A 12,478-nucleotide genomic window follows, 5' to 3' on the forward strand; every position below is an offset into this window, starting at 1 on the left:
AAATATCACATCATATATGATGTATTCATCTATCCCCAAACTTCATCGAGGATTTCTTTAACAAGTGCTAACTTAGCCCATTGTTGTTCTTCTGTTAAAATATTACCTTCTTCAGTAGAAGCAAATCCGCATTGTGTTGACAACCATAAACGATCCAATGGCAAATATTTTTCCGCTTCATGGATTCGCTTAATAATGTCTTCCTTCTTTTCTAACTCACCCGTTTTAGTTGTAATCAAGCCGAGAACAACTTTTTTATCCCCTGATACTTTAGCCAAAGGTTCAAAGCCACCTGCTCGTTCTGAATCATATTCTAGGAAGTAACTTGATACATTTTCTTGACCAAATAATTCATCAGCAACCGCATCATAACCACCAGAAGCTGCCCAATCTGAATGATAGTTTCCGCGACAAATATGTGTATTAATGGTTAAATCTTCTGGTAAGTTAGCAATTGCACCATTGTTCAAGTCTAAATACAGCGCCTTTAGTTGTTTAACATCAAAGCCGGATCCAGCCATTTTTTCCCAGAAATCAGCATCTACTAACATGCCCCATGTACAGTCATCTAATTGAACTGTTTTAGCACCTGCTTCATACAATGCAAGAATCTCTTCATGGTAAACACGCTTAATATCTGCAAAAAACTCTTCATCAGAATCATAGAAGTTCGATACAACATCAGCATTTGTACCACGAACTAGTTCTGCATAAAATTGAGATGGCGCCGGAATTGTAATTTTGGCTTCTACGCCCACTTCATCAGCAAGTGCTTTGAGAAACTTAAAATGCTTAATAAATGGGTGTACATTGGCGTCAAAGCTCAATTTACCATTTAAACGTGCTGAATCATCACGTGTTTCCTCATGAGCGAAGAAGTAGCCTTCGCCGTAGCTTAATCTTTCAACGCCACCAAATCCCCAGAAATTATCCAGATGCCAATATGAACGACGGAATTCACCATCTGTTACTACTGCTATTCCAGCAGCCACTTGTTGATCAACCAAATGTGCAATCGTTGAATTTTCAACACCTTCAAGTTCTTCTTGTGTCAATTTACCAGCTTCAAAATCTTGCCGTGCTTGTTTTAATTCAGCTGGTCGTAGAAATGAACCAACATGCTGAAATCCTAGTGCCTTTAGTGTCTGTGTTGTCATAATTTTTCCCCTTGTACTTTTTGAATTTTAGTAGTGGTTACAAAACAACAAAAAAGTCCCGCAGTCTAATTAATTTAGACTGCGGGACGACTCGTCGTGTTACCACCCGGTGTTTATGTGTCGACAAAAAGCCTACACACCTCAATATCAATCATCTTTATCATGCTTCGAGAACATCTGTACATGATATTGAGAATTGATGTCGCTATATCGGGCTCTCCCGGCCATTGCTTGCGTCGTTTCAACAAATGAATCAGCGTGCGTTCGCAATAACAGTAACTCCAAGACCATTTTCATGTGTTCGCGTTGTCTACTTTCACCAAATGTAAACTCTCTTTTTAACGCTACAACACTACTTATCTTTTCTTTGTTAAAACAATCATACTATATTATAATAATTTGTCAATACTTTTTTCATTAAACGTTAAACAATTTTACGTTCAAACGCATCACTGGAAATACCTTGTGCCAAGATGATTTTTGCCCATTCCTTAGCTGAATGTAGACTATGATCTTTATAGTTACCACAACTTTCGATTTCTGCTGCGGGCACTTCGGTTACTTCATCACTAACAATTTTTTCCAATACTTTTTTGAAAACTTTAGCTAATGTTTCCGAATCGTAATTTACCCATGAGATAACATGAAATCCAGTACGGCATCCAAATGGTGACATATCAATAATGCCATCAATTTCATCACGAACAAGGCCTGCAAATAAATGTTCTAGTGTATGCAATCCACCCGTTTCAATCGATGTTTCATTAGGTTGTGTTAACCGCAAATCATAATTAGTAATGTTGCCGCCATTAGGACCAGCTTGTGTTTCAATCACACGCACATACGGTGCCTTAACCTTTGTATGATCCAAAGTAAAACTTTCAACAACTGTTTCTGACATTATTTTTCTCCTTCAAGATAAGATAATGGCTTAATGACTTTCGTCTTTGTGCCATACTACTTCTTAGTGACATGCTGTTGGAACGTTTTTGCGCGGTACAACGTTGCCAACATTTTATCTGTCTTATGATCTTTATTGTTAGCCGCGGTTACTATTATATTAACATTTTACAGGTGTGATTGTTAACACATGTGTTCATTCTCAAGCAAGTTGCTCATCAGCAATATGTTTGATCAACGCTAATTTTTTCCATTGATCAGGAATCGTTAAGATATTTCCCTCTTCCGTTGAAGAAAATCCACATTGTGTTGATAGAGCCAAGTTAGACTTAGGCACATAGTTTGCTGCCTCGTCAATTCTGGCAACGACTTCATCAACATCTTCCAAATCTGCTGACTTAGAAGTTAACAATCCTAATACAATTTCAACATTTTGACGATTATTGTATATTTCTTTCAAAGGCTCAAATCCACCCGAACGATCATTATCATATTCTAAGAAAAAGGCATCGTAGTTTAGTTGACCTAGATACTTTGCAATTGGCTCATAACCGCCTTCAAACAAATAAGTCGACTTAAAGTTACCACGACAAATGTGTGTTGCTAATTTCAAGTCCTCTGGTAAGCCAGCCAATGCCTTATTAATTACATAAACATCATCGGCTGCTGTTTTTTCAAACTTTGCACGCTCCTCGGGATTGTCAGCATGACCGTTTAACTGCGCTATCAAGTATGCCCAAGTTGTATCATCAATTTGTACATAACGCGCGCCTAGATCATAGAACTTCTGCAGTGTATCATGATAAGCTTGAGCTAAATCGTCTAAAAAGTCTGACCATGAATCATAATATTTTGACCATAAATCAGAACGGTGATCGCGATTAATAATCAAACTCGGCGATGGAATTGTTTGTTTTGGCTCCACCCCTTCAGGCGTCACTGACTTCAAATATTCAAAATCCTTAAAGAATGGGTGGTCTAAATTAGCATGAACTTTCCCATTTAAACGAACATTAGTTGATCGCGTTTTTTGACCGTGAAACTTGTACGAGTCATTTTGATCATAAAATTCAAATCCACCTAGTTGACCTAAAAAGTCTAAATGCCACCATGAACGATTGAATTCCCCATCAGTGACAGCTGATAGACCAACCTTGACTTGTTCATCAACTAGATTTTTAATTTCATCATGTTGAACTTTTAGTAAATCATCGTGCGAAATTTCGCCTTGTGCGTATTGCTCACGCGCTTTTTTCAGGTTTTCTGGACGTAAGTAAGATCCCACTTGATCAAAATGATAATTTAATTTTTTTGTTTCTGTAGTTGTCATGTTTTTCTCCTTAAACACCGGTATTTTAATACCTACACGTAATCTATCAAGCTAAATTAAGGCTAATGCACTATCCAAATCTGCAATCAAATCATCTGCATCCTCTAATCCAACCGAGAAGCGTAACAAACCAGGAGTAATACCGCATTTGGCCAACTCATCAACGTTTAACTCTGCGTGGCTCATTTTTGGCGGGTAACTAATAATTGTTTCCACTGCTCCTAAACTAACCGAAAATACTGGGATATGTAAGGACTCCACTACTTTCTTAGCATTTTCTTGACTGCCTACATCAAAGCTCAACACCGCCCCACCATTTTTAGCTTGTGAAGCATGAATTTCATAGCCTTTATGTGTTTTTAACCCTGGGTATAGGACATTTGATACTTTTTCATGAGCTTCTAAATGCTCAGCTATTTTATGCGCTGATTCACTTGAATGCGTCATACGAACACCAAGTGTCTTTATACCACGCAACAACAGCCACGTATCAAAAACGCTAAGTGTTGCCCCGACCGCATTTTGAATAAAATAAACTTGGTCTGCTAATTTTTTATCATTAACTACGACAGCACCAGCAAGAATATCAGAATGTCCTGCCAAAAACTTTGTTGCCGAATGAACCACAATATCAACACCTAGATCCAAAGGCTTCTGCAAGAATGGTGATAAAAATGTGTTATCAGCAATTGTAAACAACTGATGTTTCTTTGCGATACCAACTACCGCACGAATATCAGTAATGTTCAAAACTGGGTTTGAGGGTGTTTCAATATACAATGCTTTGGTCTCTGGTTTGATAGCCTGCTCGATTGCTGCCAAATCGCTAAAGTCAACAAAGTCGTGTGTGATACCCCAGCGTGGCAAAACATCTTCTAAAACTCGAAATGTGCCGCCATAAACATGTTTACTAACAACAATATGATCCCCAGCTGATAAGGTAAACAGCACACTACTAATTGCTGCCATTCCAGTACTAAAAAGGTACCCGTACTTTCCATGTTCAAGCTGCGCTAATGCTTTTTCACCCGCGTCACGAGTGGGATTTCCAGAGCGAGCGTAGTCATATTCTCCAAATTCATCAAAAGATTTTTGACTAAAGGTTGAACTTAGTTGAATCGGTGTATTAATTGCACCTGACAGTGGATCATTTGTTGTTGCTGCATCAATAATATTTGTCCAATCACTCATCGCTTTGCTCCTTCAACTGCTTGCCTTAAATCTGCCAATAGGTCCTCTTTATCTTCTAATCCGGCACTCACACGCACCAATTGATTGGTAATACCCAAGTGATCACGCTGCTCTTGACTCATATCGTGATGTGTTTGCACCGCAGGAATCGTAATTAGCGTTTCTGGACCACCCAAGCTTTCCGCAAAAGACCCGATTTGTAATCCTTTCAAAAAAGCATCTACATCATAATCGTTTGACAAATAAAAACTCAACATTCCACCAACACCAGCATATAAGACTTTATCTATACCGGGCATACACGGTAATTTTTTGGCTAAATATTGACCATTTTCATTGTGGCGTTGCATCCGAAGATGCAACGTTTTCAAGCTACGTAACAATAACCAAGAGCTAAACGAATCTAAAACCTGTCCGCGTGTCGTCAGTGATATTTCTAATTTTTCAGCTAAATCATCACTATTAACAATTACTGCTCCAGCCAAAATATCATTATGTCCACCAAGATACTTTGTGGCGGAATGAACGACAATATCCGCGCCAAGTGTCAATGGCTGTTGAAAAATAGGTGTTAAGAAAGTGTTATCAACAGCAATTAAAATATCAGGATTGATGTCTTTTACTTTTGCACTTAACTTCTGAATATCGATTACTTTCATCGTTGGATTAGATGGTGTTTCCAACCAAACAAGTCGCGTGGTTTCGTTAATTAAGGTCGAAATGTCATCCACCCCATTCCAAACATCATAGCTCACGCCACTCTGTTCAACAATGGCATCGAAATAGCGATATGTGCCGCCATATAGATCATCCGAGGTAACAAAATGGTCACCATTTTTAATCAATGACGCAAACAAAAGATCAATCGCTGCCATACCAGAGCTGGTAGCAAATGCCTGCACGCCCTGTTCCAAATCCGCTAACTGCTCTTCCAATATTTGACGTGTGGGTGTTTGTAAACGTGCATAGTCAAAGCCAGATGATTCACCCAAATTGGGATGTCGATAGGCCGTTGAAAAATACAATGGACTAACTACTGCCCCTGTTTTAATGTCATCACTGCCGTTACCGCCCTGTGCTAATAATGTATCAATTTTAATGCTCATAAGTATTTACATCGCGAGGTCCCTAGACCCAGCTTGTTCCTCTCTTGATTTAATGTTGGTATTGTTGATCTTGATGAAGTCATCTTTTCCATCAACAGTTCCCCCCAATTTACAAAAAATTTTTCAGCATAAGTCTGCCATGTATTGGTTGGTTTATTATTATAAAAATAGTTCTTAGGCTTAATTGTGTTTGGGTCAATTGCTATATCACGAAGATATTCGTTCTCTAAAGTCTCAGTGTCGTATTCGAAATGTCCAGTAATGTAGGTTGAGTTTACATGTTCATCCCTCAAAATGAATGCGCCCAAAATATCGTCACCAGCAACTTTCAAGCGTCTAGCCACACCAAAATTTGGTATCGTAAAGTAACGAGATTGTGGCATACTAATGTTTTCCAAATCTTTTAATAATGAATGACGTTTAAAAATTTGGCTAGCTTGAAAGACACCCGAAATTTTTTCTGACAAGGCTTTAACAGGAAAGTTTCTCTCTGCATAGCCAGCGCCATACGCTGCCCAACATGCAAATAGACTTTCAGTTACATGTGTTTTTCGCCATTCTAGTAAATGACGAAATTCATCCCAATAGTCGATTTGTTCAAATTTCATGCGATCCACTGGCGCACCTGTAACGATCATGCCATCGAATTTTTTGTGCCAAATATCGTTGAGTGTGACATAGTTAGTCATAATTGCATCCGTATCGTGGCGAATTTCATGCTCACTTGGTACTGCAAATGTTACTCGCACATTGATAGGCAAATGACTCAACAATCTTGTGAACTGCTTTTCAGTCTGTAATCGATTGGGCATTAAGTTGACCAAGAGTATATTGATAGTCGGTTCTAATACTTCAAAACGACCGATTACAAAGCTTTCACGCTTCAACAAACCGTTATTTAATATAACACTCATACGTTCCCTCCAAATTCTTAAAAAATAAAAAACGTCCCGTAGTATCTAAAGATACTACGGGACGTTAATTGACGTGTTACCACCCGGTATTTATGTAAACATTGCCAGTTTACACCTCCAAACGTACGCCAAAAAATTTCGTCGAGAACATCTGTGAAAGCTTTGGTTTATACGTTGTCCAGTAACGGGGACGCCCGATTTCAACTTACCGCGTAACACATATGAGTGTTCGCTTGCTCGTATCCGTAAAAAACTCCAAGACCATTTTCCAACTAATTATCTTACCCGCTTTCACCAAACACGAGCTCTCTAGCTAAGATTCAAAGATGTACTTATCTTTTCAACGTTTATATTGATTATTACTATAACTTTTAATTTGATATATGTCAATAGTTTTTAATATTTCTCATGGTATTTTTTTATATCTTCTTTCATCTCGGTTTTATATTCAGCATTAGAAACTACTTTATGGTACAATTCTACTAGAATTTAGTGAGGTAAATAAATTATGTACGAACCAACACATAACTCAAATGAAGCTGTTGAGGAACATATAAACAAGCCCGGTCGTCATGTCATGTTTCTTTCTGCAGATTGGTGTGGTGATTGTAAAGCCATAAAGCCTTTTATTCAAACTATCAAAGATGAAGTTACACAAACTGCTGAATGGTTTGATGCTGATAGAGACGAAAATATTGATGTCGCAACAAAACATAACATGCGTGGTATTCCATCTTTTGTTTTGTTTGAAAATGGACAAGAAATTTCACGTATCGGACACGGCGAACGCCTAACACCAAAAGAAATCGTAGATTGGTATCATTCAACACTTTAGTTTTAATGCCAAAAATAGCCCATAAATATCGCAAGAAATTACTAAACTTGTGATATTATGGGCTATTTCTATGTTGCGTTAATATGTTAGTTACTACTTTTCGGTATTCTTAATAAATGTCTGAACAATATCTGCTGGAATAGCAAATCCCATGCCTTCAACACTCGTACCGTCCGTAGAAGAAGCTATTTTTGACGAGTTAATACCAACTACTTGACCTTTTAGGTTAATCAATGGTCCACCAGAATTACCAGGATTGATAGCGGCATCTGTCTGAATAGCAGTAGTTGCTGAAGAACCCGTTTCTTCAGCAGAAAGTGTGCGGCGTGGGGCTGAAACAATACCACTAGTCAAAGAAGTAGCATAATCAGAACCCAAAGGAGAGCCGATTGCTAAGACCTGTTGACCAGACTGCAGTTTTTTGGCATTATCAAAGGATGCTGATGTTTTGATATCTGTGGTTTTTGCCTTTAACAGAGCCAAATCTTTGCTTGAATCTGTGCCAACGATAGTTGCTTGGATTTTTTTACCGCTAGCGGTAATTAATTGTAATTCATCAGAATCAGCTACCACGTGATTATTGGTAATAATATACGCATAGCCACCAGAAATTTTATAAACAACACCTGAACCCTCTGATGCTGTTTCCAATTCAGAACTACTATCTTGCTGATTTTGCTGGAAATATGATGACCAACTACTGCTTGACGATGTTTTCTGTAAATTCTGAACGGTAACCACAGCGTTTTTCACTTTGTTATAAGCCGTTGTTGCCGTATCACTACTTGTGTAAGCTGTTTTGGCAATAGTTGTTGTACCAGCTGAGTTGCTTGTTTTTGTTGTATTTGTACGTTGCTGGAACCAAGAATCTGGTTGCAATCCAGAATAGACAACAAAACTTGCTACCAATGCCGAAACTATAGCAACGATAATTAAAGAATGCTTTTTCATAACTCGCCCTTTCATATGTGTACATTATTGCTTTTCTGACAAAATCCACACCCTATTATATCCATAATAATGACATAAAGTAAATTAAACATTAAAGGGGTAAAATGACTTTAAAAACAGTACCTTGCGGCTGATTATCTGCTACTGTTATTTTACCACCGTGAGCATGAACTACCCATTCAGCAATCGATAATCCAAGTCCGGTACCACCAGTTTGACGATTACCAGTTTTGTCTTCACGATAGAAACGATCGAAGACATGTTTTTTAGCCTCATCACTAATTCCTCGACCGCTATCAGCAATGGTGAGGACAAACTTTTTCTTTTCAATACCTGCTTTCACAGCAATTGTCGCACCAGCATCTGAGTACTTCAATGCGTTATCAAGTAACAAAACTAGTAACTGATGAATTCGTTTCTGATCTATAAAGATCGCTTGATTTACATCAACCTCAAGTGTCACAGCTTTCTCTTCAAACTCTGCCATTTCTTGATATGGTGTAATAATGTTTTCTAAGAATTGCTTGACATCCGTTGATTCTTTTTCAATGGTGGTCATATTAGACCCTGTTTTTGCTAACATTAACATATTATTTGTTAAAGAATTTAACCGTCGCACTTCAGAAAGCGATAAAATAATAGCATTTGACTGATCACGAACCGTTGATTCCGGTTTTGTCAGCATTGTCTCTAGCTTACCTTGAATAACGGCCATAGGTGTCCGTAATTCATGAGCCGCATTATTAACGAAGTCTTGTTGTTGTTGCCAGGATTTTAATATTGGTTTCATATTTCGCCGAGCAATTAAATATGATACTATCACTAACAAAATACCAAAAAGACCAAAGGACCAGAACAATACTTTCTTAAAATTATTCAAGTTATCCATGGTGTCTGTAACATTAACCGTTACCATACCATGGACTGCAATTTGATTATAGCCCTTAGCAGCATTTTTCTTGAACTGAAAACCAATGATTCGGTAATAATTACCATAAAATTTATAGGTATTAGGTTTAACCGTCATTGTTGCTTTATCAAATTTGATAGCTTGTTGCAGCGCTTTTTGCAAAGCTGCTTGACGTGTATCCTCCGTATTGCTATCAATTATCAACTTACCATTTTTGTCAAATAACCATGTTTCTGTTCGCGTGCTGGTATTATTATACAAAGGTTGTGGCTTCTTGACATCCTTGTCAGAAGTTGAAAGTAAACCATTACTATCATACATCGAAAGCGTCTGATTGATTGCAGAATCCGCACTGTTAAAGACCGTTCGAGTGTATGATACGAAAATGACACTAGCTAAAATTGAAAATATAACAAAAAAGCTGGCGAGTAACCAGATAAATCCACGTACTTGCTGCTTTTTATTGATTGCGTTCGGCATCCTCTACCTCTAGAATAAACCCTATATTACGTAGGGTCTTAATTAAATTATTTTGTCCAACGGCTTCTAATTTTCGACGTAAGTTATTCAAATAAATATTAACAACGTTGATTGTCGTATCTGAATCAATACCCCATACGCGATCAAAAATTTGATCACGAGTGACAATAATATTTTTGTTTTGTGCAAGATAAGTTAAGATATCAAATTCCTTACCGACCAATTTAACCGGTTGACCATGCACTTGCACACCGCGATTTTCTAGGTTAATCATCACATCCCCAACCGCTAGCGTATTATCCTCAGAATAGACCCCTGAACGGCGCAAAAGTGCCTTTACACGAACAAGTAATTCCTCTCGATGAAAGGGCTTCGTTAAATAATCATCAGCACCAACATTGAAACCTTCTATTTTATCATCCAGTGAAGTTTTTGCTGTTAAAATCAAAACTGGCGTTTCAACATCATTTGCGCGCAAATTTTTGATCAACTCTAAGCCAGTTTCGCCAGGTAACATGAGGTCAGAAATAATCAGGTCATATGGTGCTTCTTGCGCCTCAAATTCACCATCAAGTCCATCTGTAACAGCATTGATATCTGCAAAGTCCTGCAAAAAACCAACAACATTATCTGCTAGATTGACATCGTCTTCGATTAATAATATTTTAATTGCTTTTGACATTTTCATATTCCTGTTTACCTGTTTTATTACATTTATTATACAAATCGTAGGTTAAAAATAAGTTAAATATAGTGACAACTTTACTTCAATCCCACACTAATCCGCAAAGCATGTGCCACAAGTTGCATTTCATTTGAAGAAGCATTTATATGTGCAATTTTGTCACGTAAGCGGCGCTTATCTATTGTTCGCACTTGCTCTGCCAAAATGACTGAATCTCTTTTCATACCGCTCATATGTTCAGGTAATAATACATGTGTTGGCAATTTCGGTTTAGAAATTTGGGACGTTATCGCAGCGACAATAGTTGTAGGGGAATTGGCATTTCCTACATCATTTTGAATGATCAAAACGGGCCGCACCCCAGCCTGCTCAGAGCCTATTCCTTGCTTTAGATCGGCGTAAAATACGTCACCACGCATAACTGCTTGATGTTCTTCTGTCATAATATTCTCACTTCTATGTACGCGTCGTGAGACGCTTTTTAATAAATTCTAGGCAACCGAGCACCAAAATTTGTTAGTATTTCATGCGGAATCGTCTGAGCATATTCCGCAATCTCTTCTACCGATATTTGATTCTCACCTTCAAGGCCAACCAAAGTTACAGTTTTTCCAACAGGGTATTTCTGCTTTAATGTTATCACAATCTGGTCCATTGTGACACGTCCAATTACATGTTCAATATGTCCATCGACCAAGACCTTCATACCACTCATGCGACGCAGATAGCCATCTGCGTAACCTATAGGCAAAGTAGCTATCCATTGTGGTTTCTCTGCCGTATATGTTGCACCATAACTTACTGACTCGCCAGTTGTCAATTGATGTACTGACCCCAACTTTGATTTCAATTGTAGGGCTGGTTTCAAGGGTAAGGACATCTTTTTTTCAGGGGCACCAGGATTATACCCATAAAGCACAGAACCGACCCGGATCGTATCCGTATAAATTTCATCATGATGCCAAATCGCAGACCCTGAATTTGCTAAATGCCAGTACTGTTTAGGAATACCAGCTGATTGTACCCACTGATAAAAACGCTGGACTTGTTCATCATAATAGTTTTGATTATTATCATCAGCTGTGGCAAAATGAGTAAACACACCAGCCAATTGAAACTTTTCAGTACCTTGAATCAGATGATACATGTCTTCAACAGCACTTGCTGAATGAGCACCCATTCGACCCATACCAGTATCAACAGCTAATTGAACATCTAGTTTCTGCCCATCTTTGATGTAATTTACTGCCTCATCAAGCCATTCAGTTGTTCCAACAGCTGGTGATAAACGATTTTCCACCATAACTTCTGTTTGGGTAACATCTTGGACACCAAGTAGAAAAATATTTATTTCTGCTTGGGGATAATATTTACGCAGGTCAACACCTTCACCAATCGTCGCTACCGCAAAATCATAGACACCCACCTCAAATAAAGCCCCCACAACTTGTTTTGCACCGTGTCCGTAAGCATTGGCTTTAACCACAGCAATCAATCTTTGTGCGCCCGCATGCCTCATAATTAATTTAGCATTGGTCTGAATTGCCTTTAAATCAATATCTAGCCATGTCGGCCGTAAACATAATATATCATTGTCTGTCATGATAATACTCCTCGTTTAGGAAACAGCTTTATACTCATTTTTTCCAGCAGTGTCAAACGTTCAATAACAACAACCGTATTCACTTGATCACCGCTATGTGTGATTGCAACATAGGTATGATAGGGGAAGTTTTTCACTTTCATTACAGGTCGACCATTTGGCTCATTCAAAATTTCAATATCTTGCCACTGAACTTTCTCACCGATTCCATAGCCGGTGGCTTTTGAAAAAGCCTCTTTGGCAGAGAAACGTCCGGCAATATATTCGTTTTGGTGCTTACCTTTTCGCTCGGCCGCTGCAGCACGTTCTGCCGGCGTCAAAATGAGTGTTATAAAACTCTTCTGACGCTCGACTATTTCTGCAACTCGACTGATCGCTTCTGTGTCATTTCCAATTCCTATAATCATGGTTCTATT

14 protein-coding genes and 1 other annotated feature are annotated in these 12,478 nt (G+C 38.3%); of the genes, 1 reads left to right on the forward strand and 13 read right to left on the reverse strand.

Going from position 1 to position 12,478, the window contains the following annotated elements:
* Window positions 1-29 precede the first annotated feature (29 nt).
* The 7 genes from RHP64_RS08950 to RHP64_RS08980 form a co-directional block, all read right to left on the reverse strand.
* Window positions 30-1,157 carry a 5-methyltetrahydropteroyltriglutamate--homocysteine S-methyltransferase gene (locus RHP64_RS08950; protein ID WP_025268483.1) on the reverse strand — a complete coding sequence of 376 codons (1,128 nt, stop codon included), beginning with the start codon at window positions 1,155-1,157 and terminating at the stop codon, window positions 30-32.
* A gap of 147 nt (window positions 1,158-1,304) precedes the next feature.
* On the reverse strand, window positions 1,305-1,454 hold the full coding sequence (locus RHP64_RS08955) for a hypothetical protein (protein WP_002815827.1): 150 nt from the start codon (window positions 1,452-1,454) through the stop codon (window positions 1,305-1,307).
* 127 nt (window positions 1,455-1,581) lie between these two features.
* Window positions 1,582-2,058 (reverse strand): S-ribosylhomocysteine lyase, encoded by a 477-nt coding sequence (locus RHP64_RS08960; protein ID WP_025268484.1) that lies wholly within the window; start codon window positions 2,056-2,058, stop codon window positions 1,582-1,584.
* 201 nt (window positions 2,059-2,259) lie between these two features.
* On the reverse strand, window positions 2,260-3,387 hold the full coding sequence (locus tag RHP64_RS08965; protein WP_025268485.1) for a vitamin B12 independent methionine synthase: 1,128 nt from the start codon (window positions 3,385-3,387) through the stop codon (window positions 2,260-2,262).
* A 51-nt stretch (window positions 3,388-3,438) separates the two neighbouring features.
* Window positions 3,439-4,578 carry a trans-sulfuration enzyme family protein gene (locus RHP64_RS08970; RefSeq protein WP_011680396.1) on the reverse strand — a complete coding sequence of 380 codons (1,140 nt, stop codon included), beginning with the start codon at window positions 4,576-4,578 and terminating at the stop codon, window positions 3,439-3,441.
* A complete protein-coding gene (locus RHP64_RS08975) occupies window positions 4,575-5,684 on the reverse strand; it encodes a trans-sulfuration enzyme family protein (protein ID WP_025268486.1) in 1,110 nt (369 codons plus the stop codon). Before RHP64_RS08975 ends, RHP64_RS08970 begins: the two co-directional genes overlap by 4 nt.
* On the reverse strand, window positions 5,681-6,598 hold the full coding sequence (locus RHP64_RS08980; protein WP_025268487.1) for a homoserine O-succinyltransferase: 918 nt from the start codon (window positions 6,596-6,598) through the stop codon (window positions 5,681-5,683). Before RHP64_RS08980 ends, RHP64_RS08975 begins: the two co-directional genes overlap by 4 nt.
* Window positions 6,599-6,652: 54 nt before the next feature.
* Window positions 6,653-6,951, reverse strand: a binding site (T-box leader).
* Window positions 6,952-7,106: 155 nt separating this feature from the next.
* Between RHP64_RS08980 and RHP64_RS08985 the strand changes: the two genes are divergently transcribed.
* The gene (locus tag RHP64_RS08985; protein ID WP_002815833.1) at window positions 7,107-7,433 is read left to right on the forward strand and encodes a thioredoxin family protein; all 327 of its coding nucleotides are present in this window, start codon (window positions 7,107-7,109) and stop codon (window positions 7,431-7,433) included.
* 93 nt (window positions 7,434-7,526) lie between these two features.
* Here RHP64_RS08985 and RHP64_RS08990 read toward each other — a convergent pair whose 3' ends face one another.
* The 6 genes from RHP64_RS08990 to acpS all read right to left on the reverse strand — a co-directional run bounded on the left by RHP64_RS08990 (window position 7,527) and on the right by acpS (window position 12,469).
* Window positions 7,527-8,384, reverse strand: a complete 858-nt coding sequence (locus tag RHP64_RS08990) for a S1C family serine protease (RefSeq protein WP_025268488.1) — start codon at window positions 8,382-8,384, stop codon at window positions 7,527-7,529.
* A gap of 91 nt (window positions 8,385-8,475) precedes the next feature.
* A complete protein-coding gene (locus RHP64_RS08995) occupies window positions 8,476-9,774 on the reverse strand; it encodes a sensor histidine kinase (RefSeq protein ID WP_025268489.1) in 1,299 nt (432 codons plus the stop codon).
* Window positions 9,755-10,456 (reverse strand): response regulator transcription factor, encoded by a 702-nt coding sequence (locus RHP64_RS09000; RefSeq protein ID WP_011680398.1) that lies wholly within the window; start codon window positions 10,454-10,456, stop codon window positions 9,755-9,757. The genes RHP64_RS08995 and RHP64_RS09000 overlap by 20 nt, the downstream gene beginning before the upstream one ends.
* 80 nt (window positions 10,457-10,536) lie before the next feature.
* A complete protein-coding gene (locus RHP64_RS09005; protein ID WP_002815839.1) occupies window positions 10,537-10,902 on the reverse strand; it encodes a type II toxin-antitoxin system PemK/MazF family toxin in 366 nt (121 codons plus the stop codon).
* A gap of 38 nt (window positions 10,903-10,940) precedes the next feature.
* The gene (gene alr / locus RHP64_RS09010) at window positions 10,941-12,062 is read right to left on the reverse strand and encodes an alanine racemase (RefSeq protein ID WP_014325120.1); all 1,122 of its coding nucleotides are present in this window, start codon (window positions 12,060-12,062) and stop codon (window positions 10,941-10,943) included.
* Window positions 12,059-12,469: a holo-ACP synthase gene (gene acpS / locus RHP64_RS09015; protein WP_002815841.1), complete on the reverse strand. Its 411-nt coding sequence runs from the start codon at window positions 12,467-12,469 to the stop codon at window positions 12,059-12,061. Before acpS ends, alr begins: the two co-directional genes overlap by 4 nt.
* Window positions 12,470-12,478 lie beyond the last annotated feature (9 nt).

It is taken from the genome of Leuconostoc sp. XM4 (assembly GCF_055698815.1).

Bases quoted from the DNA above. Each gene is read 5' to 3' on its own strand.
- RHP64_RS08950 (WP_025268483.1), bottom strand. From the start codon at position 1,157: ATGACAACACAGACACTAAAGGCACTAGGATTTCAGCATGTTGGTTCA.
- RHP64_RS08955 (WP_002815827.1), bottom strand. From the start codon at position 1,454: ATGAAAATGGTCTTGGAGTTACTGTTATTGCGAACGCACGCTGATTCA.
- RHP64_RS08960 (WP_025268484.1), bottom strand. From the start codon at position 2,058: ATGTCAGAAACAGTTGTTGAAAGTTTTACTTTGGATCATACAAAGGTT.
- RHP64_RS08965 (WP_025268485.1), bottom strand. From the start codon at position 3,387: ATGACAACTACAGAAACAAAAAAATTAAATTATCATTTTGATCAAGTG.
- RHP64_RS08970 (WP_011680396.1), bottom strand. From the start codon at position 4,578: ATGAGTGATTGGACAAATATTATTGATGCAGCAACAACAAATGATCCA.
- RHP64_RS08975 (WP_025268486.1), bottom strand. From the start codon at position 5,684: ATGAGCATTAAAATTGATACATTATTAGCACAGGGCGGTAACGGCAGT.
- RHP64_RS08980 (WP_025268487.1), bottom strand. From the start codon at position 6,598: ATGAGTGTTATATTAAATAACGGTTTGTTGAAGCGTGAAAGCTTTGTA.
- RHP64_RS08985 (WP_002815833.1), top strand. From the start codon at position 7,107: ATGTACGAACCAACACATAACTCAAATGAAGCTGTTGAGGAACATATA.
- RHP64_RS08990 (WP_025268488.1), bottom strand. From the start codon at position 8,384: ATGAAAAAGCATTCTTTAATTATCGTTGCTATAGTTTCGGCATTGGTA.
- RHP64_RS08995 (WP_025268489.1), bottom strand. From the start codon at position 9,774: ATGCCGAACGCAATCAATAAAAAGCAGCAAGTACGTGGATTTATCTGG.
- RHP64_RS09000 (WP_011680398.1), bottom strand. From the start codon at position 10,456: ATGTCAAAAGCAATTAAAATATTATTAATCGAAGACGATGTCAATCTA.
- RHP64_RS09005 (WP_002815839.1), bottom strand. From the start codon at position 10,902: ATGACAGAAGAACATCAAGCAGTTATGCGTGGTGACGTATTTTACGCC.
- alr (WP_014325120.1), bottom strand. From the start codon at position 12,062: ATGACAGACAATGATATATTATGTTTACGGCCGACATGGCTAGATATT.
- acpS (WP_002815841.1), bottom strand. From the start codon at position 12,469: ATGATTATAGGAATTGGAAATGACACAGAAGCGATCAGTCGAGTTGCA.